The sequence below is a fragment of the Microbispora cellulosiformans genome, from assembly GCF_008728085.1.
Lineage (GTDB): Bacteria > Actinomycetota > Actinomycetes > Streptosporangiales > Streptosporangiaceae > Microbispora > Microbispora amethystogenes.
In genome coordinates this window covers 366,042-387,410 of sequence record NZ_VYTZ01000004.1, presented here as the reverse complement: position 1 = coordinate 387,410, position 21,369 = coordinate 366,042, and the positions used below count along the sequence as shown (strand labels likewise).

General features: G+C 65.3%; 23 protein-coding genes, 1 tRNA gene and 2 pseudogenes. 11 read left to right on the top strand and 15 right to left on the bottom strand.

The window, feature by feature from the left end:
* Positions 1-16: 16 nt before the first annotated feature.
* The 3 genes from F5972_RS12945 to F5972_RS12935 all read right to left on the bottom strand — a co-directional run bounded on the left by F5972_RS12945 (position 17) and on the right by F5972_RS12935 (position 3,176).
* Positions 17-859, bottom strand: a complete 843-nt coding sequence (locus F5972_RS12945; RefSeq protein ID WP_150933703.1) for a carbohydrate ABC transporter permease — start codon at positions 857-859, stop codon at positions 17-19.
* Between the two features lie 10 nt (positions 860-869).
* Entirely contained in the window at positions 870-1,826 is a 957-nt protein-coding gene (locus F5972_RS12940; RefSeq protein WP_150933702.1) for a carbohydrate ABC transporter permease, read from the bottom strand.
* Positions 1,827-1,898: 72 nt separating this feature from the next.
* Positions 1,899-3,176, bottom strand: coding sequence for an ABC transporter substrate-binding protein (locus F5972_RS12935; RefSeq protein WP_150933701.1), 1,278 nt, complete (start codon positions 3,174-3,176; stop codon positions 1,899-1,901).
* A 721-nt stretch (positions 3,177-3,897) separates the two neighbouring features.
* On the opposite strand from F5972_RS12935, the gene F5972_RS12930 reads away from it, so the two are divergent.
* Positions 3,898-4,395, top strand: coding sequence for a hypothetical protein (locus F5972_RS12930; RefSeq protein ID WP_150933700.1), 498 nt, complete (start codon positions 3,898-3,900; stop codon positions 4,393-4,395).
* 99 nt (positions 4,396-4,494) lie between these two features.
* Here F5972_RS12930 and F5972_RS12925 read toward each other — a convergent pair whose 3' ends face one another.
* Positions 4,495-4,800, bottom strand: coding sequence for a hypothetical protein (locus F5972_RS12925; RefSeq protein WP_150933699.1), 306 nt, complete (start codon positions 4,798-4,800; stop codon positions 4,495-4,497).
* A gap of 427 nt (positions 4,801-5,227) precedes the next feature.
* On the opposite strand from F5972_RS12925, the gene F5972_RS12920 reads away from it, so the two are divergent.
* Entirely contained in the window at positions 5,228-5,656 is a 429-nt protein-coding gene (locus F5972_RS12920; protein ID WP_150933698.1) for a hypothetical protein, read from the top strand.
* Between the two features lie 65 nt (positions 5,657-5,721).
* Here the strand turns inward: F5972_RS12920 and F5972_RS12915 are convergent, their stop codons facing one another.
* On the bottom strand, positions 5,722-6,216 hold the full coding sequence (locus F5972_RS12915) for a hypothetical protein (RefSeq protein WP_150933697.1): 495 nt from the start codon (positions 6,214-6,216) through the stop codon (positions 5,722-5,724).
* A 96-nt stretch (positions 6,217-6,312) separates the two neighbouring features.
* On the bottom strand, positions 6,313-7,569 hold the full coding sequence (locus F5972_RS12910) for an MFS transporter (protein WP_191910085.1): 1,257 nt from the start codon (positions 7,567-7,569) through the stop codon (positions 6,313-6,315).
* 84 nt (positions 7,570-7,653) lie between these two features.
* Between F5972_RS12910 and F5972_RS12905 the strand changes: the two genes are divergently transcribed.
* Together F5972_RS12905 and F5972_RS12900 are read left to right on the top strand one after the other, a co-directional pair.
* On the top strand, positions 7,654-8,292 hold the full coding sequence (locus tag F5972_RS12905) for a FadR/GntR family transcriptional regulator (protein WP_318527578.1): 639 nt from the start codon (positions 7,654-7,656) through the stop codon (positions 8,290-8,292).
* Positions 8,293-8,941: 649 nt separating this feature from the next.
* Positions 8,942-9,769, top strand: coding sequence for a MarR family winged helix-turn-helix transcriptional regulator (locus F5972_RS12900; RefSeq protein ID WP_225311422.1), 828 nt, complete (start codon positions 8,942-8,944; stop codon positions 9,767-9,769).
* Between the two features lie 513 nt (positions 9,770-10,282).
* Here F5972_RS12900 and F5972_RS12895 read toward each other — a convergent pair.
* The gene (locus tag F5972_RS12895; RefSeq protein WP_150933694.1) at positions 10,283-11,905 is read right to left on the bottom strand and encodes a hypothetical protein; all 1,623 of its coding nucleotides are present in this window, start codon (positions 11,903-11,905) and stop codon (positions 10,283-10,285) included.
* A 549-nt stretch (positions 11,906-12,454) separates the two neighbouring features.
* Between F5972_RS12895 and F5972_RS39330 the strand changes: the two genes are divergently transcribed.
* From F5972_RS39330 to F5972_RS12880, 3 genes and pseudogenes are all read left to right on the top strand, one after another.
* Complete coding sequence (locus F5972_RS39330; protein ID WP_225311421.1) at positions 12,455-12,634, top strand: ribbon-helix-helix domain-containing protein; 180 nt, start codon at positions 12,455-12,457, stop codon at positions 12,632-12,634.
* A gap of 505 nt (positions 12,635-13,139) precedes the next feature.
* Positions 13,140-13,793 carry a response regulator gene (locus F5972_RS12885; protein WP_225311420.1) on the top strand — a complete coding sequence of 218 codons (654 nt, stop codon included), beginning with the start codon at positions 13,140-13,142 and terminating at the stop codon, positions 13,791-13,793.
* A 60-nt stretch (positions 13,794-13,853) separates the two neighbouring features.
* A pseudogene (locus F5972_RS12880) lies at positions 13,854-15,008 on the top strand (IS1634 family transposase); the annotation flags it as partial.
* Between the two features lie 281 nt (positions 15,009-15,289).
* Here the strand turns inward: F5972_RS12880 and F5972_RS39320 are convergent.
* Positions 15,290-15,544, bottom strand: a pseudogene (locus tag F5972_RS39320) (DUF5615 family PIN-like protein).
* A complete protein-coding gene (locus F5972_RS38075) occupies positions 15,541-15,921 on the bottom strand; it encodes a DUF433 domain-containing protein (RefSeq protein WP_225311419.1) in 381 nt (126 codons plus the stop codon). Before F5972_RS38075 ends, F5972_RS39320 begins: the two are co-directional and overlap by 4 nt.
* Positions 15,922-16,320: 399 nt before the next feature.
* Between F5972_RS38075 and F5972_RS12870 the strand changes: the two genes are divergently transcribed.
* The 4 genes from F5972_RS12870 to F5972_RS12855 all read left to right on the top strand — a co-directional run bounded on the left by F5972_RS12870 (position 16,321) and on the right by F5972_RS12855 (position 17,997).
* Entirely contained in the window at positions 16,321-16,569 is a 249-nt protein-coding gene (locus F5972_RS12870) for a prevent-host-death protein (protein ID WP_225311418.1), read from the top strand.
* Entirely contained in the window at positions 16,566-16,976 is a 411-nt protein-coding gene (locus F5972_RS12865; protein ID WP_150933692.1) for a type II toxin-antitoxin system VapC family toxin, read from the top strand. Before F5972_RS12870 ends, F5972_RS12865 begins: the two co-directional genes overlap by 4 nt.
* A 419-nt stretch (positions 16,977-17,395) precedes the next feature.
* Positions 17,396-17,641, top strand: coding sequence for a hypothetical protein (locus F5972_RS12860; protein ID WP_150933691.1), 246 nt, complete (start codon positions 17,396-17,398; stop codon positions 17,639-17,641).
* Complete coding sequence (locus tag F5972_RS12855; RefSeq protein WP_150933690.1) at positions 17,638-17,997, top strand: ribbon-helix-helix protein, CopG family; 360 nt, start codon at positions 17,638-17,640, stop codon at positions 17,995-17,997. The genes F5972_RS12860 and F5972_RS12855 overlap by 4 nt, the downstream gene beginning before the upstream one ends.
* A gap of 168 nt (positions 17,998-18,165) precedes the next feature.
* Here F5972_RS12855 and F5972_RS12850 read toward each other — a convergent pair.
* The 6 genes from F5972_RS12850 to F5972_RS12830 form a co-directional block, all read right to left on the bottom strand.
* Positions 18,166-18,238 (bottom strand) — tRNA-Ala (locus F5972_RS12850).
* 128 nt (positions 18,239-18,366) lie between these two features.
* Positions 18,367-19,083: an HAD family hydrolase gene (locus F5972_RS12845; protein WP_150933689.1), complete on the bottom strand. Its 717-nt coding sequence runs from the start codon at positions 19,081-19,083 to the stop codon at positions 18,367-18,369.
* Between the two features lie 39 nt (positions 19,084-19,122).
* Positions 19,123-19,242 carry a DLW-39 family protein gene (locus F5972_RS38070; RefSeq protein WP_208802288.1) on the bottom strand — a complete coding sequence of 40 codons (120 nt, stop codon included), beginning with the start codon at positions 19,240-19,242 and terminating at the stop codon, positions 19,123-19,125.
* Between the two features lie 305 nt (positions 19,243-19,547).
* Positions 19,548-19,943, bottom strand: a complete 396-nt coding sequence (locus F5972_RS12840; RefSeq protein ID WP_150933688.1) for an ATP-binding protein — start codon at positions 19,941-19,943, stop codon at positions 19,548-19,550.
* Positions 19,944-20,078: 135 nt separating this feature from the next.
* Positions 20,079-20,984: a helix-turn-helix domain-containing protein gene (locus F5972_RS12835; RefSeq protein WP_150933687.1), complete on the bottom strand. Its 906-nt coding sequence runs from the start codon at positions 20,982-20,984 to the stop codon at positions 20,079-20,081.
* A 77-nt stretch (positions 20,985-21,061) separates the two neighbouring features.
* A complete protein-coding gene (locus F5972_RS12830; protein ID WP_150933686.1) occupies positions 21,062-21,301 on the bottom strand; it encodes a DUF397 domain-containing protein in 240 nt (79 codons plus the stop codon).
* Between the last annotated feature and the right edge of the window lie 68 nt (positions 21,302-21,369).

The following is a 21,369-nucleotide window of genomic DNA, read 5'->3' as shown; positions in this document are numbered from 1 at the left end:
GTGAGCGGTTGCGGCCTCAGCCCTTGAAGGCGCCGTCCATGATCCCGGCCACCATGCGCCGCCCGACGAAGACGAACAGGACGAGCAGCGGGAGGGTGGCGAGGAAGGAGCCGGACATGGCGAGCCCGAGGTCGATGTTGAAGCTGTTCTGCAGCGCCTTGATCGCGATCTGAACGGTGTACATCTCCGGCGACTTCAGCACCACGAACGGCCACAGGAAGTCGTTCCACGCGGTGACGAAGCCCAGCAGGCCGAGCACGAAGGCGGCGGGACGTACCAGCGGGAACGCGACGCGCCAGAAGATCTGCCAGGTCGACGCCCCGTCGATGCGGGCCGCCTGGAGGATCTCGTCGCTGATGGCGGACGATATGTGCTGGCGCATCCAGAAGATGCCGAAGGCGTTGGCCAGACCGGGGACGATCAGTGCCTGGAGCGTGTCCACCCAGCCCAGCAACGATGTGATCATGTACTGGGGGACGATGGCGAGCTGGGTCGGCACGGTCATCGTCAGGACGACGAGCAGGAACAACGCGTCGCGGCCACGGAAGCGCAGTTTGGCGAACGCGAAGCCTGCCAGCGCGCACAGCACCGCCTGGCCCACGCCGATCGTCCCGGCCACGACCAGGCTGTTGACGATCGACCGGACGAACGGCACGGTCGAGAACACCAGACCGGCGAGATGGAAGAAGTTGCCGCCCGGCACGATCTCGGGCGGCAGCGTCGTCGCCGTCGCCGTGTCGGTGGTGGCGACGATGAACATCCAGTACAGAGGGAACAGGCAGGCGAAGGCGGCGAGCGCGAGCAGCGTGTAGGTCCACCATCGGACCCGACCGCCGGAGCGTGGTCTCGTCGTGCTCATGATCGCCCCCTCAGCCCTTGACCGGGCGGATCCGGGTGGACAGGAAGTAGTTGAGGCCGGCGAACCCGACGACCATCACGAACAGCGCCACGCCGACCGCCGCGGCGTAACCGAACTTGAACTGGATGAACCCCTGCTCGAACAGGAAGAGAGTGAGCGTCTGGCACTGACGGATCGGCCCGCAGGTGTTGGCCGCGCCGCGGTTCACGAGCAGGGCCTCGGTGAAGATCTGCAGCCCGCCGATCGTCGAGGTCACGATCGTGAACACGATGACCGGCCGCAACGCGGGGAGGGAGATGTGCAGGAACTGCCGCACATCTCCGGCCCCGTCGACTGCGGCCGCCTCGTAGATCGCCCGGGGAACGGCCTGCAGGGAAGCCAGGTAGAGGAGCGTCGTGTAGCCGAACCACCGCCAGGTCACCATGACCGCGATCAGCACATGGCTGCCCGCCACCGACTGGGTGAAGTCGATGTGCTCGACGCCCACCAGGCCGAGCAACCAGTTCAGCAGCCCGTAGTCGCGGTCGAACATCTGGACGAACACGATGGCCGTGGCGGCCACCGAGGTGATGTACGGCACGAGCATCGTCATACGGAAGAACACCGCGAGGCGCAGCCGCGCGTGGTTGAGCAGGTGCGCGAGCAGCAGCGCGACCAGCAACTGCGGCACGGTGGACAGCAGCCAGATGCTCACGGTGTTGCGCGCCGCGTTCCAGAACCGCACGTCCCCGAGCAGCCGATCGAAGTTGCCCAGGCCGACGAACACGTGCTCGCCGATCGGGTTCCAGTCGAACAACGCCACGTAGAAGGTGAAGAGCAGCGGGATGAGGCCGAACACCGCGAAGAGCACGAAGAACGGGGCGATGTAGGCGTAGGGGGCGATGATCTCGGTGAAACCGCGCCGCGCCGCCTCCACCGGCGGGGCGGGGGGCAGGCCCGCCTTGGTGGGGGTGATGCTCGTCGTCACGGTCTGCTCGCTTCCCCGCCGCCGGCGCCGTACCGTGAGGACGGTCCGCGCCGGCGGCGCTCGTGAAGTTTCCTAGCTGCCGATCGCGTTCTTGATGTTGGTCACCGCCGCGTCCCACGCCTTCGCGGGATCGCCCTTGCCCTGCTCGACGTTGGTGATGGCGTTCGTGAACTCCGTACCGATCGTGGTGCTGTCCGGCCCGATGAGGAACGGCTTCAGGCCGAGCAGAGAGTCGGTGTAGATCGTGCCGATCGGCGCGCCGGAGAAGAACTCGTCCTTGGCGGAGGTGAGCTTCGGGTCCTTGTAGACCGACGGGGTCGCGGGCAGCGACCTGGCCTTCGAGAAGTGGTCGAGCTGGCCCTGCGGCGACTGTGTGGCGGCGATGTAGTCCCAGGCGGCCTTCGGGTTCTTGGCGCCCTTGGGGATGGCGAGGAAGCTGCCGCCCCAGTTGCCCGAGCCGCCGGGGATCGTGGCGATGTCCCACTCGCCCTTGGTGTCGGGGGCGTTGTCGCGGATGGAGCCGAGCATCCAGACCGGTGCGGCGATGACGGCGAAGTCCCCCTTCTTCATCGCGGCGCTCCAGCCCTCGGTGAAGGTGCTCTGCTTGGCGGTGATCCCGGCGGCCACGGCCTTGAGCGCCAGGTCGAAGGCGGCCTTGACCTGGGGGCTCCGTTCGTACACCAGATTGCCCGCGGGGTCGTAGTACTTCTCCTGCCCCTGGTTGACCACCTGCGAGTACACGCTCCCGCCGGCGTTGTCGACGAACGCCTTGCCGGTGGCCGCCGTGTATTTCTTGCCGGTCTCGATGAAGGCGTCCCAGGTGGGCCAGAGCTTGCTGACCTCCTCGCGGTCCGTCGGCAGCCCGGCCTTCTTGAACAGGTCGGCGCGGTAGGCGATGGCCATGCCGCCGACGTCGGTCGGGATGCCGATGATCGAACCGTCCTTGGCCGTGGGCTGGCTGATCACCCAGTCGAGGTAGTCACCCTTGATCTTGTCGGCGCCCATCGTGCGCAGGTCGACGAAGTTCTGCGGCTGCTGGACGAACTTGGGCAGGTCGTCGCCCTGGATCAGCACCAGGTCGGGCACCTTGCCGCCGGCCAGCGCCGTCGTGAGCGCCTGCGCCGTCTCCTGCGCGTTCCCCACCTCGGTCAGCTTGATCTGGATGTCCGGCCTCTTCGCCTTGTACTCGGCGGCGGAGCCCTTCGCGTCAATCCCGGTGAACGACCAGAACTCGAACGACGATCCGTCCGAACCGCCGGAGGAAGTCCCGGACGACGAGCCTGAGCACGCTGCCATGCTGAGGGCCGCGGTAACGGCGAACACGACCGCTGAGACCTTGCGGAACTTCACGGCGACCTCTTTTCGCTTGCTGTGGTCAGGGACGTGATGTGCGCCCGGCACGAGGGGATGCACCGCCTCGCCGGGCACCCCTCACGTTTCGGTCCCGGTGCTTTCCCGAAACACAGGACGGCGAGGGTGCCGTGCTCCTTCAGCTCCGGACCGCGAGCGCCGGACAGGTTCGGCACCGCCATGCCGACCTGGTGTTTCCTCTGCAGATCCTTCTGACCTCACTCGTTGGCGGTCTGAAACTTTCGGTGACGCTACGTCGATCGTTTCTCCGGGACAGTAGGCCCCTGCCAACCTGACCGTCAATATTCTGACGGTCAGATGTCTGAAAGTATCGGCCTGTCTGTTTTATGTTTCGGTGACGCATCCCAGCGAGGTGCCGCCGCCGCTGCTGTACGCGGACGGTCTGCCCTCGGGGCAAGTCACGGCGGCGCTGGGCCGGCCCATCGGTTCGACGGCGGGCCCGTCGCCCTCAGTGATCGTCAGCCGTCTCCGGCGCCGGAGTCGACCATGCCTGGGTGGAATGAAACTCTCACCCGCCACACCGGTATTACGGCTCTACAGGACTGATCCCCGACCTGGTGGCATGCCTGGCCCACCCTCACGAGAGCCGCAATGGCAACAGGTTAACGCCGGGCCGAATCAGTGGCTCTCAATCGTCTGTCTGGACGCCTGGAGGCCCCGACAATAACGTCCAGTGTGCTCCGCCGACATCATGGAGAGGGTGAAGTTGGAAGTGACACGTTCCAAAGCACGTAATGCGGTCAGCTCTTTCGCCGTCGTCATCGCAACGCTCATGGCGATCCTGATCCCAGTCACTCCCGCGCACGCCACCTACGGCCCAGACCAGACCGTATCCCTTACGGTGAACTCGAATTCCGGACCGTCGATCACGCTCGCCCAGCTGACCGGCACGCTGGCCTTCGACAGCGGAAACACGAAGTTCAAGTACTCGCTCCGGCTGTGCTGGGGAAGCGGGTCCTACCCCCAGCCGAACTTCTACGTCGCCGTCAACGGCAGTACCTACCTCTATCCGACCCAGACAGGCACGGCAACCGCTCCCTCCGGCTGCCAGCTGTACCTGTTCCTCTACGACGGTGAATACACCCACTCCACCACCCTCACGAACGTCACCTTGTATGTGACGGGCGGCTGGTTCTATCCCGGCAACACCTACAACAGCCGCACCAAATCCGTGACTTACGACAACCCCTACAACTGAGCCGTCCGGAAAGTCGCTACCGCGGAACGGCCTCCGCCGCGGGCAGCCGGGCCACCCTGCCCCGGCGGCCCCGGCGGAGGCCGATCTGCTGAACCTTGATCAGTCGACGCACATCGCCTCGTGGGTGGACCGGTAGGCCCACGTGCCGCCACCCGGGGAGATATAGATCGAATACGTGTGATACCTCCCAGCGTCGCAGTCGTGCCCGACCGCGAGGACGGCCTGCCGGGCCCGCTGTTCGGCGGATGCGATCCCGGCTGCTTGGGTGCTGCCTGCTCCGTCGGCGGTGGCGCTGCGGGGAGTGTCATAGCCGTCGGCGTGCGCGGCCACGGACGTGGTTGCCAGGCCGACCGCCACCACCGCTGAGACGAGGCCGAGCCGGCGGAGCCGAGTTACTTTTCGCATGCTTCTCCTTACGGGGACGAGCATTTGCTCCATCGACATACATTTATCGCAGCTCGATATAGCGGCGATATTGACCTCATGGTCACAAAAATCTGGCGGCCGTTGTCCTTGGTGGAGCATATGGTCAAGGACACTCCGGGGAATTGAAAAACAGCTTCGGACACGTACACGGCTCCAGACAGTACGAGCCTTTTTCCAATTGAAATTTCAGTACGGCGATTGGCCACGATGAGGCGACCACGAGGGCGGTTGGGTGCAGCGCGCGCCGTGCCGCCTTCGCCCCGAGGCCCGGAGACACCGCCGAGCACTCCTTGACTTGGACATGTGTAGGGGTTTGCCCGGGCTTGTCGAAGCATCGCATCCGAGTCAGAATCAGTTCAGCCTTCAACTACTTGGTCGAAGGGTCACCGCACGGATGAGGAGAGGCATGAAACGCACGATCTCCGCTCTCGCCGTCACCACCGGCGTCCTCGGCGCCACGCTCACCGGCATCAGCCCCGCGTCCGCCTCGGCAGTCGACTGCTCCGCAGGCGGCTACACCTGGGTCCGGAACAGCTACGTCCCCACCAACGACCAGCGGCTCGGGGTGGATGGTCGTAGCTACAATCTCTCCGGTTCGACGGCATACACGTACGAGGTCTGCCTCGACATCCCGGACACTGAGACGTTCACGATCGAGGTGCGGGTCTATCACCCAGGCGGGCCCACGGACGTGTTCGTGGACGACCGGCCCGGGGACAAGATCTTCCGCTACTCGCCCGGCGCCAACGTTTTCTGGCAGGTCTACGGCACCATGACCGGGCCCGGCAGCACCTACCTCTACTACACCTGGTACGAGAAGCAGATCCCGGCCTGACGTGAAACGGGCCGGCCGCCTCGCCCGGCGAAGCGGCCGGCCCCGACATGCCTCGGATTCCGAGGTCAGCGATGTCCGCCGTACAAAGAGACTCGTTCATCTTTTTCGTAAGCGATCTCTTCTCTCAAGAACAACTCGCGGTGCCACGGTCCGTGGGCGATGTTGACGGTCCATTGCTCGTAGTACCACTCGGTGCTGTAGCCGCTGAAACGGAAGTTGGCCCGGTAACGGGCATTCTCTCCGAAGTGAAGAAGGAACACCTGGCCGGGGAAGCGGTTGGTCGGGTATGCGGCGAGCGTTGAAGTCCGCACCACTTCAACCGCCGCCCCGGACAACCTGAACCGCAGTCCATTGAGCTGCGCTGGAAGGGCGTGGCTGCTGACGGCACTGCTCGGCGCGTATCCGGTCTGTTCCTCGGCGAGAACATCGTGGATGACGAGTGGCGCGTCGGGGATTGGCGGCAGCTCGAACGCCGAGGGAATCTCGCGTCGGCGCGTAGCCTCCGCGGCGCCGCGCGCCTGCTTGGCCCACCGGATCACGACCCGCTGCACGATCACCATGCCGTCCACCTCCCGCTGATGGCCCGACGATCACGCCCGCCGCCTTAGTGGCGTGCGGCCGCTGACACGAGTTCGGATCTGTCCGGCGCATGACTCTTATCGTCGCGACTGCTGGTCGGCGTCACGCTTCACCGACTGTGGCGCAGAGTCCTCCACGAAGCGAGGACGGCAGGCGAACCAGCCGGCGATCACCCCTGGGATGGCGCTCGCAGCGAGCACCAGGAGCGGGATCGACCACGATCCGGTCGCCTCGCGCAGCAGGCCCAAACCGATGGGGCCGAAGCACGCCAGCCCATAGCCGATGCCCTGAACGAAGCCCGACACGGCGGAGGCCGTCTGCGGGCTCCTGGTTCGACGGTTGATGAGGGTCATGCAGAGTGGGAAGGTGCTCACCCCGATTCCCAGCGCGCACGCCCACACCATCGTGCCGTCGAGCGGGGACAGGAGCATGCCCAGGTATCCCGCTACCAGGAAGATCGCGCACCCGACGACGACTATGAACGGGTTCGTCATGCGCGTGGCCAGGTGGGGAACCACCAAGGCCGCGAGCATGCCCCATGCCGAGTAGAGCGCGACCATGGAGCCGCCCAGGGCCGCGCTGCCTCCCGCGTCGGTGAGCACTGCCGGGACCCAGGTGATGATCCCGTAGTTGGACAGCGAGATCATCGCGAAGAGGATCACCAGGCCCCAGACGGTTGACGACCGGCTGATCCTCGGTCTCGCATCGGCCGCCGTCACGGCCGCGGGCGCGTGGTGATCAGCGGGCAGCCTGACTGCCAGGATGAGCCAGACCACAGCAGCCACAGCAGCCGGTCCCGCCCAGATACCCACTGAGAACCGCCACGTCGCCGCTTCTGCCACCGGGACCGCGAGGAGCGGTGCGATGAACTGGCCCGCCTGCATGAGGATCAGGTAAAGCGAGGTCCCCAGGGCCAGCCGATCGGCGAACCAGGCCTTCACCAACGGAACGATCACGACGTTCGCGGCTCCGATTCCGGCCAGGGCCAGCACGGTCGAAAGCACCAGCAACGAGGGCGCTGGAGAGAAGGCGCGCATCAGGAGCGACAGAGCCGTCAGACCCAGCGCCACAGTGGCCGTGCGCTCGAGTCCGAACTTCCTCGTCACCGCTGGGGCCAGAAACCCGAAGATGCCGAAGGACACCGCCGGCACGGTGCCGAGCAGGCCGGACAGCGTCACCCCGAAGCCGAGATCGGATCCGATGATCTCCAGGAGAGGAGTGAACCCGGTCACGGCCGTTCGCAGGTTGACCGCTGTCAGGGCGATGGCGAGCCAGGCCCACAAGGTCAGACGCCCTCGATGCAACGGAACGAGCGACGAGGAAAGCGTTGCCACGTTATACTCCATTGTAATGTTAGCAGATGATGGGGTTATGGGATGACTTTGGAAGAGTCTGGCACGCGACAGCCGATGCGTCGAGTGGGACTCATCGACCAGGCCGCCGAGCGCTTCCGCGAGGAGGTGGTCTCTGGACGCTGGCCGGTCGGTGAGCAGATACCGACCGAGGCCGCACTGGTGTCGGAGTTCGGGATCGGCCGGAACACGGTGCGCGAGGCGCTGCAGTCGCTGGTGCACGCAGGTCTGCTGCGCCGTGAGCAGGGCCGTGGCACCTTCGTCATCTCCAACTCCGAGCTGACCGGCACTCTTGAACGTCAGCTCGCCGGTGGCACTCGTCGCCACTACCTGGAATTACGCCGCGCCCTTGACAGCGCTGCAGCGTCACTGGCCGCATTGAACCGCTCGGATGCCGACGTCGAGCTGCTGCGCGAGCTGCGTGACCGTCGAGAAGCGAGCTGGTCGACCGATGATCTGGACCTGCGAGCGAGCGCGGACCTCGCCCTGCACCGCGCGATCGTGGCAGCGACGCACAACCCTCTCTACGTCAAGCTGTACTCCAGCATGCTCGACATCTTCGCTGCCCACATGCGCGACGAGAAGAGCGAGGACGAGGACGCGGCACACCGCCACCACCACGAACTGGTCGAGGCGATCGCGGACGGGGACGCCGACCGTGCTGCCACGAAGGTGGCTTCCATCTTCGAACCCTTCATGCACTGAACCACGCAATCGCCTCCCCGCTCGGGTGAGACGTCTCTGACGATGCCCCGCAACGCGAAACGCTGCAGGCCGTTGATCGTGCTGACAGCGACACGCTCGCCGCGCAGTCGGGCGCGAGCCTGGCCGGCCTCAAGGCGAGCACTTTCTCCGGAAGGGTCGGCTGGACACGACATGCAACGATCAACACATGGCAGATCCCCATTCCCAACTCCGGCTGATGGGCTACTGGTGGAGCCCCGACGCCCCGGAACTGCCTCGGCCGCGACACCTGTCGATCCTGGCTGGAGTCCCGAAGGACACGACCTGCTCGTCCTATACCTTGAGGGTGGTCAGCGCGCTCCCTACGCCACGGCCGGCTTCTCGCTACGCCGGATTTGCGTCAAAACCAACGGAAGCCCGGAATTCACAGATGGCGTGTTCCTATGGTCATAGGGGTTGGCCCACAGCGTAGAAGAACATTCGGCAAACCGCGGCAACCGAGCGGTGACCGAGAGGTCCGGGTGCCACCCCGACGCCGCCCAGCAACATCGACGGAAAATTATCGACCGGAGTTGTCGTAACTAGGCCGCGTTGTTCGTAGCCAGGGTGAACGGTCGCCCACGAGGGCGCTGTCACGACCAGCTGGCACGACCAAGGGAGATGCCGACCGATGCAGCAGCACTCACAGGCCAAGATCCACCGCATGTTCGAGCTCGTCGAGCCGATCGCCACCGCCACCTTCTCCGAGGTGGCGAACGAGGCGTTCCTAGCCGTGGGCATGCGCAACTACTGGGACGGGTACTTCGCGGGCCGGGCCGCACCGCTGGGGCTGGCACCGGCCGAGGTGGTACACGCGGTCTTCTACAACTTCGCCGACGGCGAGGTGGCACGCCACATCCCCTGGGTGTGGGGAAAGATCACCCCGCAGGAGGCGATCACCGTGCGCGAACGGGGCAGCACCGCCGCCCTGCGGCAAATGATCGGAGAGCTTGCCGACTCGCCCGGTCTGGTGCGGGCCGTCGACCTCGCCACCCGAGCAGCGGTCAGCGCGCCGACCGAGGGCCGACCACTGTACGCCGGTCTGCGGGCGCTCGACGTGCCCGAGGAGCCGGTGGCCAGGCTCTGGCACGCGGCGACGCTGCTGCGGGAGCACCGCGGGGACGGCCACAACGCCGCCCTTCTCGCCCATGGCATCGGCGGCACCGAAGCCCACGTCCTCATGGCTGTTTCCCTCGGAATCAGGGCGGAGGAGTTCGGCCGGATCCACCACCTGCCCAAGGCACGGCTGACCGCCGTGGTCGACGGGCTGCGCGGCCGCGGCCTCGTGGACGCCGCCGGCGGGTTCACCGATGCCGGCCGGGAGACCAGACAGCGGATCGAGGCGCTCACCGACGAGCTGGCCGCGCCGGCGTACGACGTGCTCAGTGCTGACGAGCTCGACGAACTGGCCGCGGGGCTCGAGCCGATCGCCGCCGCGGTATGGGCCTTCGACAACTGAGCGGGCGCATCAAGCTGCTGGGACGGCCACGACCCCAGCCCGGCCACCAAGGTGAGCAGGTGGTTGCGCGGGATCACCCGCCTGGCGTAATCGAAGGCGCCGCCCCAAAGCGGCTCGCGAGGCCGCCGGCGCAGCTGCCCGGAATGAAGAAGATCGGCCTGGCGGGTCACCTGCCACCGACCCGACGTTGGAGGATCGATGGGTCTGGATCGGGCCCGCTGATCGAGGCGTGGAGCTGGAGGTGATCGGTATCCTCACCGGGTGCTGATGGTGGGATACGTTGTCATCGGTACTGTCGTCCGCGGTGGCCAGGTTCATCTGGCGTCGAGCACTTCACCGATGAACGTGCGTTGCAAGGCCTGCGCGCGTGGGACCCCTCCAGTCTGGTCGGGGCGGGCTGCGATCACTGCCCCTTTCTCTCTTGCCGCTCTTCAACTACAGGACACGAAATGGCCCGGAGCATCCTCTGGGCCATTCCATGTGTAGGGGTTGTTCCCTTGAGCGGTAGTGAAGTCAGTGCGTGTCGTATCCGATCCAGTTGATGTACCAGCCGAACCGCTGGGCTTCGGCGACGGTCAGGGGCCTGCCGTCGCGCCATTGAAGATAGACACTGAATTTGGTGGCAGTGACGTCGTAGACGGCACTGGTGCCCACCAGGTCGTACTGCATGCCGCCCGCACCTCCGATGGAGGTGAGATATATGGGCTTACCGGTGAACCCGGCTGCGGAGGTGTCGACGTCGATGTAGATGGAGTTGAAAGATCCGTAGGCCTTCCAGCCCTGCCCAGGAGTGGTCTGCCCTGAGGCCACGCCGTTGAGCTTGGCCTTGTCGGCGAACACGATTCCCAGTGTTCCGTTTCCCCGCTGGACGCGCAGCCCTTCCTGAGTGAAGAGGATCCGTCCGGTGCCGTGGCTGCTTCCCTCCACCCATCCGGTGTTGAGGCCGATAAGGTTGGCATTGCCGGCATACAGGGTGCCTGACTCATTAGAGCCGCGTGTTTTCCACACTTTCACCCCGCCCTGCAAGAAGGTGATGTCTCCGTCGCCGCTGTTGAGCCCCTTCACACACCCGGTGCTGATTTCGCTCATGGTGGCCTGGCCGGCGTACAGGGCGCCTGACTCCTCGGAACCGCGTGTCTTCCACACTTTCACCCCGCCCTGCAAGAAGGTGATGTCTCCGTCGCCGCTGTTGAGCCCCTTCACACACCCGGTGCTGATTTCGCTCATGGTGGCCTGGCCGGCGTACAGGGCGCCTGACTCCTCGGAACCGCGCGTCTTCCACACTTTCACCCCGCCCTGGACGAACGTGATGTCTCCGTCGCCGCTGTTGAGCCCCTTCACACACCCGGCGGCGATGCCGTTGGTAGCGGTGAGCGCTTCCAAGATGGGATTGCGCACTTGAACGGTCGTGGTGAGGATGTGCCGCTGGGTACCGAAGCTGGCGATGAGGGTGTAAGTGGTGTCGCGTTTCGGGGCGTCGGCGCCGTCCAGCGCGAAGGAGTACGGGCTCTGCGACCCGGCGCCCTTGACCTTGGGAACGAGCTTCCGGCCACCCGGAAAAAGGATCTCGTATGTGAAGTCGTCGGAACCTTCCCAGCTCAGCAAGACCTTTGCTCCGGCGTCTACTATGGCGTTATCCGCGAGGAAGCCGTGCGGCGCCGGTATCTCCTTTGGCGCGGTCTTCACCAACGCCACCGCCGTGTTGCTGGTGCGCAGGCCACCGCCCCTGCTTCTGCTGGCGGCCTCGGTCACCCGTAGCACGACCAGCCCGGGTTTGGGGGCTACGGTGACGTTCTCCAGTGTCAGCACCATGTAGTCACCCGGACCGAAACTGATTGCTGAACCGCCTTGGTCGGTGACCTGGAAAGCGAAACCCTGCGCCTTGACGGTCGCCGAACGGGTGCGGCCCGACTTGACGTCGGTGAACTCGCCTTTGGGCGTGATCGTGGTGAAGTCCTGGGTGAGGTGGCCGACGCCAGTGCCGACGGGGACCGTCACCGTGATCTTGGAGTACGCCGTCTGTCCGGTGTTCGTGACGAGCAGGTACACCGTCCCAGTGGACTTGGACTGCCGCCCAGCCTCTGACGCCGCCAGGGGCGCCGGGTCGGTGATGAGGGTGTAGTTCAGCATGGTCATGGTCGCGACTCCTTCTCTTGGAGGACGGCGCAGGCTGATGACCGGCGCACCCAGGCAGGACCGAACTGGGCGAGGCAGGCAGCGATACGGGCGACATCTCCGAAATCTGCTGCTTGTGAGGCACCGCAGAAGACCACCCCTAGATCCAAACGTCAGCGTTGGAGCGTGACAAGAGCATTCAAGGACGCCATAAAAGAGCGACTCGGCAATATCCTCAGCGTCTTGACACATATCCGGACGTGGCGTCAACTGCGCCACGACGAGACGGAGCGGCCGGCACGGGAAGGAGGAAGACATGACCCTAATTCGGTGCGGGACGTTCACCCCGCCGCCGTCGTCGTAGCCACACATCCATCCGTGCGGAAAATCTGACGATCGTCTCGTTCGGCGCGAGCAGGCACTCCGTCACCACTGAAAGGGAGATAGAGCCGATTACGGGACAGACCCAAAGAACGTACAGTCACACACCCCTGATGGCTTGCGGACCGTTCGCACGTACGGGACGCGATCAGCGACGTTCATCGCGCGATCGACGAGGGCCGTGTACCCGTGCCTACCGGTCGCCCCGGGCGCCCATCGCTTACAGGCTCGAGCACACATTCCCCAAGGGTCTCCTTCAGAGTTCCTGAGGAGTTGCGTGAACGCGCGAAGGCCCGGGCCGAGCAAGAGGGTAAGAGCGTATCCGCGCTGGCACGGGAAGCCTTTGAACAGTTCCTCAGAGCTGGATGAGCACGCGCGACGAGCGACGGCACCATGTGGCCAAGCAGCTCGACAGCCTCGCGCGAGACTGGATCGGGCACGCAACGGGCACGGAAGAACACCAAGGCGGATCAACGATCAAAGCCCAGGCGCGGGAAACTGTCCCTGGCCTGGGCTTTTGAGTAGGTGGAGCCTAGGGGATTCGAACCCCTGACTTCCTGCTTGCAAATCGGCCTGATCACCAGGGGAAATGGCCCCCCACCTGGACGAGAAGCAGTCCACGAGTGACCGTGAGTCCCCCCCTGTTGACCACCCTTAATGGCCCGCTGACGGCCCGGCGGCTTGCCACCCGCAGGGTGATCAGGCCCCTACCTCAGCCACCGATGAACTGCGCGGAAAGGTTCGCTCGGCCCGGAGCTGGCCCCACCCCCGCGGCAGGCACAGTGCTGTAACGGATCTCAATCACTCGACACGCCCCTTACTTGGGGTGCTATCCCTGGGAGGAGAAGGTCTGCGTCGAGTTTTCGGAGGTCTTGTGCCCGAAGCGTTGTGGAGCAAGCTGATCGACATGGTTCCTGCCATACTTTGGGTCAGCTTTGCCTTCGTGGTTTATCTGAGCTTACGGGAACCGCTCAAGGAAGCCATACCACGAATGACGAGAATCGGGGCGTTAGGTGTCGTCGAGGTCGAGTTCACGGAGGTTGAGCGACTACTGACCAAGGCTGTCGAAAGCAGCGACCAGGAGGAGACAGGACCGCTGATCAGTCGTGCGGATCGTCGGGCGGTCATCCGCAGGCTGGACCATGCGGCCGTGTATCTAAAGGGCGGCCGGATACTCTGGGTGGATGACCTTCCAGAAGGTAATTCGTATCTAACCGCACTGTTCAGGCAGTTGGGCATGGTGGTGGACGAGGTTACCTCGACAGATAGAGCGTTAGGGCGCCTCGATCAACACACGTATGACCTCGTGATCAGCGATCTTCACAGGGGGGCGGATAGTCAAGCTGGGATCGAAATGCTTCGCGCCTTCCGGTCCAGAGGTATCAGCCTGCCGGTCATAATCCATGCGGCACGGTTTGACCCCACGCTGGGCGTTGACCCCATGATCTTCGGCGGCACGAATCGCGTCGACGATGTCGTGCACTACGTGATCGATGTGATGGAACGAGTACGGCTGGGAGATGGCTGACGCTGTGGCATTTCCTGAGTGGCGCACCTCGCGCAAGAACGGCCTGGGGCTCGGGCCGCACTGCCGTACGCGCGAACGGTGAAGACGGCCTCAGGCGCTCGGGCGGTGCAGATCGTCTACTCCTCCCACCGCGTGTCACGGGAGATCGAGCACATCGGGTCGGCGCACGATGACGCCGAGCTGGAGACGCTCAAAGCGGTGGCGCGTCGGCGGTTGGCCGCCGGTCAGCAAGAGCTGGATCTGGGCTGGACGACGGGCCGGCGGCGGGAGGGCCGCTGGAGATCGTCAGCTCGCGGATGGAACACCTGTGGGATGCGCTGTCGCGCGCCTACGGGGCGCTGGGATTTGCCGCCGCGGCCGGTGGCGATGAGGTGTTCTGGCAGTCGGTGCTCGCGCAGGTGATGGAGCCGCCAGCAAACACGACAGCCTGCGCGTGCTTGCCGAGGCCGGGATCGACGCGGTGTCGTATGCCACGGTGAAATGCCGCCCGCCGGACTACGCCACACCGCAGTGGCGCCATACCCTGGCCGCTGCGTGCGCGGCCCACACCCGCCTGGGACCGCCCAGCCTGGTCCTGTACGACGTGTCGACCCTATATTTGGAGACCGACGCCGGTGACGGGTTCCGCGAGCTGGGCTTTTCCAAGGAACGCCGCCTGGACTCGCAGATCACGATCGGGCTGCTACCGACTCCTCCGGGTTCCCGCTCATGGTGACCGCCTTCGAAGGCAACAAGGCCGAGACCCACACTATGCTCCCGATGATCGCCACGTTCATGGCCGCCCACAACCCGCCGGACGTCACGATCGTGGCCGACGCCGACATGATCTCCGAGGCGAACAAGCAGGCCATCGATGCTACGGGATTGTCGTTCACCCTCGGCCTGAAGATCCCCGAGGTGCCGTATGTGGTCAAGCAGTGGCGGCGCGAGCACCCCGGCACCCCGATCCTCGACGGGCACATCTTCACCCAGCCCTGGCCGTCGGGAGCGAGCCGACCCCCCCGCGATCAGATGATCTACTACCAGTACCGCTCTGAGCGGGCCCGGCGCACCCTGCGCCGCATCGACGAGCAGGTCGCCAAGGCCCAGAGCGCCGTCAACGGGCAGGCGCCGGTCAAGCGCAATCAGTTCATCAGGCTGTCCGGCCCCACCAAGAGCGTCAACACCAAGCTGGTGAACAAAGCCAAGACCCACGGACCGGATGGTCGATCAGGAAGTTCGTCCGCACCGCTCGCCGCTATCGCACCATCCGTGTCCAAGCAGGCAACCACGTCCTGACCGCCACCGACCCCCTGCCCGCCGATCTACGCGACGCCCTCAAGCAGATCCACGGCCCCGAAGATGCGCACTAAATTGAGCCATCTCAGGTTCAACGGTGCGCTCAACGGAGAGGGAGCGCCCGTACACGGATGCCTGTCGCGGCGAACGTCGCAATCGCTCCCGCTCGCAAGTGTGGTTCGAGGACATCGAGGTGCCCCAGGATGACGTTCACCATGTCAGGCGGCCGAAGCTTCACAATCTCTCGTACAAGGACAACTGAGGGCTCCGTTGGCACGGGCGTAAGCCAAGAGGGCGCCGAAGTCGGTGTCAGCGGAGATGATGATCCGTGCGTCCGCCGCGGCAAGGGCCATGATCGTCGAATCGGGCGCGCTCGTCGCTTAGAGGTCACGGACGTGCACCGCGTCATGGCCGGCTTTGGCCAATAGCTCAGCGGCGCGAGGAGAGAGGTTTTCGTCAACCAGAAAGTTCACGCCGTCTCGCGGAGCCGGTAGTAGTGGACGTTTGTGGAAGCAGCAGCGTATTCGAGAGCCTGCTTGATGTCCGCACGTTCCAGGTCTGGGTAGTCCGACACGATGTCATCGAAGGTCCATCCGGCGGCAACGAGTCGGACCACCGTCTCGACGGTGATGCGGAGGCTTCTGATTGTCGGTCTGCCTTCGAGCTTGTCCAGCTCAGCAGTGATGCGATCGAAGTCCATGGTGTCTCCCCTCGCCTCCGATAGTGCCAGGCAGAGCGTGGATCGGCGACTGAGAAGCTCCAGCCTCGATCCGCTGCCCGGGTCACGCCTCTGGCGTACCCAGGACATAGGCGACGGGATCACAAGCGCTCCACGAACGTCCACCAGCACGCGACGGACTACAGACGAGCGTGAAAACCGACCAACGATCAGAGCCCAGGCCGGAAAACAGCCCTTGGCCTGGGTTTTCGAGTGAGTGGAGCCTAGGGGATTCGAACCCCTTGCTTCCCGCTTGCAAATCGGCCTGATCACCAGGGGAAACGGCCCCGGACTGAGTGAGAGGAGTCCGGGAGCGACCGTGAGTGCCCCCCGTTGACCGCCCTTGATGGCCCGCTGATGGCCCGACCGCACCGGCCCCGGAACGCTCGTCTCGACGATTGGGCACCCCGCAGTGCTACTTGGTAGCACCAGATGCCACGCTCTCGTTACACTCATACGGTGAGCGTCTCTGAGCCTGAACATTCCCATCAGATCTCGCAGCGCGATCTCCGCAATCGGTCTGCCGAGATCATGGATGGGCTGGAACGCGGGGAACGGTACGCCGTCACCCGCAACGGCCATCACATCGGCGACCTCGTGCCGATCAGGCGCCGGCGCCGGGCCGTCTCGCGAGCGGAGTTCGCCGCGATGTCCCGGGGCATGCCGCGCCTGGATGACCGGAAGTACCGCGAGGACATGGACCGACACGTCAACGACGATCTCTACGACCCCTACGATCGCGCGTACGACAGAGGCGAGTTCACCGAGGACGGGCAATGACCCTCACGCGAGGGCTGCTCGACACCAACATCCTCATCCTGCGCGCTGGGATCGACCCGGACGAGCTACCCGACGAGATGACGATCAGCGCCATCACAACGGCAGAGTTGTCGGTCGGTGTACTCGTGGCGTCCGGGCCGCAGGAACTCGCTCAGCGCATGAAGATTCTGCAGGCAGCCGAGGCTGAGTTCGACCCGCTTCCCTTCGACGAAACCGCCGCCCGTGAGTACGGCCAACTCTGGACCGCTGTAATCGCCTCAGGCCGCAAACCGCGTCCCCGCACTGCCGATTTGATGATCGCTTGTGTGGCGATCGCCAACCAACTGCCGCTCTACACCTGCAACCCAAAGGACTTCAAAGGCTTAGATCATCTACTCAACGTTGTTCCAGTCACTCGACCACGGTGAGACGGCACGTGACCGCGCCCACCAATCTGCTTCCGCCCGCAGGAACCAACTCAAAGGCCCAGGCGAGGAAAACGGTCCCTGGCCTGGGCTTTCTGGTAAGTGGAGCCTAGGGAATTCGAACCCCTGACTTCCTGCTTGCAAATCGGCCTGATCTCCAGGGACAACGGCTCCGACCTGGGCGAGGGGCAGCCCGCGAGCGACCGTGAGTGCCCCCTGCTAACCGCCCTTAATGGCCCGCTAATGGCCCGGCGATCACGCCACCAACCTGCCCAGACAGGGGGTCGACGGAGCCCGTCTCCTGGTCCGCCCCCGTCCTCCTCGTAGCGCCGGGACCCAGGACGCAACCATCGCTCCAGCGGTCGGCTCGCTGTAGACCGGAACCCCCTACCTACAGCGGTTGTGTCCGACATAATATGGGCATGAAAAAGTTGCGCTTCTACCGGTCGGCGCGGAAGCACCGCATCGGACAGGCGCATGCCTTGTATGTCGTCCGATCTGGGCCACCAGCAATCGTGCCGGCCACCGACCCGACGTTGGAGGATCGATGGGTCTGGATCGGGCCCGATGATCGGGGCGTTGAGCTGGAGGTGATCGGCATCCTCACCGACAAAGCTCTTGTGATCATCCATGTGATGCCGACCGCGCTACGGAGAAGGACGCCATGACTGAGCACCAGGCAGCCTGGCCACCCGAAGACATCGAACTGGCCATGGACCACGACTCCGATATCGACAGCGACTCCGAAGAGATCCACGACGCCAAAGGCAACCTCATCACCGACGAGTACGTACGGGACGCGATCAGCGACGTTCACCGGGCGATCGACGAGGGCCGCGTATCCGTGCCTACCGGTCGCCCGGGGCGCCCATCGCTTACAGGCGAGAGCACACATTCCCCGAGGGTCTCCTTCAGAGTCCCTGAGGAGTTGCGTGAACGCGCGAAGGCCCGCGCCGAGCAAGAAGGGAAGAGTGTGTCAGCGCTGGCGCGGGAAGCCTTTGAGCAATTCCTTAGAGCGGGGTGAGCACCCGCGACGAGCGACGGCACCAGGTGGCCAAGCAGCCCGACAGCGTCGCACGAGGACAACTCAAGAGCGGATCGGGCACGCAACGGGCACGCAAGAGCGCCAAGGCCGACTAACGATCAAAGCCCAGGCAGGGGAGACAACTCCTGGCCTGGGCTTTCGAGTGGGTGGAGCCTAGGGGATTCGAACCCCTGACTTCCTGCTTGCAAAGCAGGCGCTCTGCCAGCTGAGCTAAGGCCCCTTGGCGGGCGCGAATCGCGAAGACAGGCAGATCTTCGAGCCCTCCGGTGCGTACACCGTAGCAACAGCGCGTGTGCGAGCGCCACTCGGCAACGGCGGGACCACAGCTACGGGGAACGGCCCCGCGGGTCAGGAGGCGGAGGTGACCACCGAGGGGGCGCCGACCTCGTTGGGCAGGACGAGGCTGGGGAAGTCGGCGACGGAGTCGAGGATGTGGGTGGCGCCGCCGCCGAGCAGGCGCTCCCTGCTGTGGACGCCGGTGAGCACCCCGGCGACGATGGAGGCGCCCGCGCGCCGACCGCAGAGCATGTCGCTCTCGGAGTCGCCCGCCACGGCCACCTGCCGTACGTCGTCGACGCCGGAGCGCAGGACGGCGGTGAGCACCATGTCCGGGTACGGACGGCCACGTCCGGCGTCCTCCGGGCACAGCGCGAGGTCCAGCATGTCGACCCAGCTGAGGGAGCTCAGCACCCGCCCCAGGGTCGCCCGGCTGAAGCCGGTGATCAGGGCGATCTTCACACCGGCGTCGCGCAGCTTCTCGATCGCCTCGATGGTGCCGGGGATCGGGACCAGGCCGGCCCGCTCGATGGCTCCTTCGTACGAACGCTCGAAAGTGAGGTTGGCGGCCTGCGCCTGGGCCTCGTTGCCGGGGAAGATGCCGCGGAAGACCTCGATCTTCGGGCATCCCCGGGACCTGTGCACATGCACCATCGCGCGGGCATAGGCGCTGGTCCCGGGGACGATGCCCTGCGTGGCGATCGCCTCGGCGAACGCCCGTTCCACCATTTCGGTGTCACCGATCGTGGTCCCGGCCAGGTCCAGACAGGCCAGCTTCACGGGAGTCATTCCCGCACCTCTGCCACGATCAAGCACCATCCCTGGTGGTCAGTTCTCGCTGCCGGTCGCCTCGGTCCACAGATCGAGCTCGGCCCGGTCGGCCTGCACCTTGCGCCAGACAAGGAGCCCGCCGACGGCGACCAGAGCGAGAACAAGCAGCTTCTTCACGGTGTGACCCCACTTCTCGACGGTCTCACCTGCCGGGTGAGACAACGCCCGGTTCTACGGTTCCCTGCAGCCTAGCAAGGCTTCGGCGTCCGACTCGGATTGCTCGTAATTTCGGTGAACCTGAATACTGGTTTCGGATTTCCTGCCGAGCCTGTCGCACGATCGTCACGGCAGGACGACGAGATCAGAACTGCCCAGCTCTCACCGGCGCTAACCCTGACGACCGGGGCTACGGGCTCTCGGAGGACGCGTGGTTTCGGACAGGCGGGAGGCGCTCCGCTCTCAGCGGAAGCCACTCAAACCGCTCAGGGAAGGGCCACGCAGAGGCGGATCGTCGTTCCGTCGATCCCGGTGCGAACGGCGAGGTCGGCCAGGCGGTTCATCAGCCACAGCCCTCGCCCGCCGAAGTCGAACCTCTTCGCGGGCTCCTCACGCTCCAGGACCTCGGCAGGGATACCGGGCCCCTTGTCCGTGATCTCGCACACGAGGGAGCCGGCCTCGCTCCACATGGCGATGCCGCGCGGCGGTGAGCCGTAACGAACGGCGTTGGCGACGGCCTCGTGCACGGCGAGGACGAAGTCCTCCAGCACGATGCCGTTCAAACCGGCCTCCTGCGCGGACACCATGACCAGATGCCGCACCCGGGTGACCGAACTACGGTCGAACTCCAGGCTGAGCAGGCTGCCCGCCACGGTTCTCACCACCCTTCTGCTTCCCCCGCGCTACTACACCACTTACCGCCCATACGGACCTGACACGTATTTTCGGGTACGGCTTGCGCCACCGTTCCAGCGGCCGCGGGCAGCGGAGGTCGCGCACGTGACGCTAGCGCATCGTCACAGCTCCGTCAGGTGCTGGTTCAGGATCCGCTTGGTGTCGGCAAGCGGTCTGGCCTGGATGCACAGGCGTTCCATGACCGCGAGATAGCGGTCGATGTCTTCGTGCTTTTCCAGGTAGATGGCGCTTGTCAGTTGTTCGAGATAGACGACGTCGGGCAGGCCGACCCCCGCGAAGCGCAGGATGCTGAACGGCCCGCCGGCGGCCGCGTGCCCTCCGGCGCTGAACGGGATGACCTGGAGCGTCACCCGGGGCAGGTTGACCATCTCGATGAGGTGCTCGATCTGGGCCCGCATCACCTCGGGGCCGCCGACCGGGCGGCGCAGCACGGCCTCGTCGATCACCGCCCACAGGTGCGGGGCGTCCGGCCGGGCCAGCAGTTGCTGGCGGTCCATCCGCAGCCGTACGCGGCGCTCGACCTCCTCCGGCTGGGCGTCCGGGTGCCCGAGCCGCACCACCGCCGCGGCGTACTCGGGGGTCTGCAGCAGCCCGGGGACGAACTGCACCTCGTAGCAGCGGATGGTGCTCGCGGCCTGCTCCAGGCCGACGTACGCCTCGAACCAGGAGGGCAGGACATCGTCGTACTTGTGCCACCAGCCCGGCGCGTTGGCCTGGGCGACGAGGGACAGCAACGCCTCTCGCTCCGCCTCGTCGCTCACGCCGTACAGGGTGAGGAGGTCGGCGACGTCGCGGCGGCGGAAACCGACGCGCCCGAGCTCCATCCGGCTGATCTTCGAGTGCGAGGCGCGGATGGCGTGCCCGGCCTCCTCCAGCCGGATGTGCTTGCTTTCGCGCAGGCGGCGTAACTGGGTGCCGAGGAGGAGACGCAGAACGGTGGGACTACGGCGTGACTGTGACGCCAAGTCAGGGAGTTGAGGCACACCCTCCGCAGGGGCCGCAGTCATATGAGGTCCTTTGAGGTGCACCGATGTTTACGCCCTGTTAACGATACTCTCCCCGCCGTCTCGCGCAAGCGTTGTGATCAGGTCTGCAGCAGATCGTCGAATTCGCCCTCTTTGACAGAGCGGACGAAAGCGGCCATGTCCTGGACGGGAAGGATGAGGGCGGGGCCGGACGGGTGCCGGGAGTTGCGCAGCGCCACCCGGCCGTCGGGGAGGACGGCGACCTCGACGCAGTTTCCGCTCGGATTGCTGTGCCGGCTCTTGCGCCAGCCCACCCGGCCCAGATGAGATGAGGACATCCCGTTGTAGATCACGGACATGTGGGGCCTCGTTTCGGATTCCCCCGCCCATGCAAGGACTTTCAAGCGCTTGCACGTGCATCTGTACT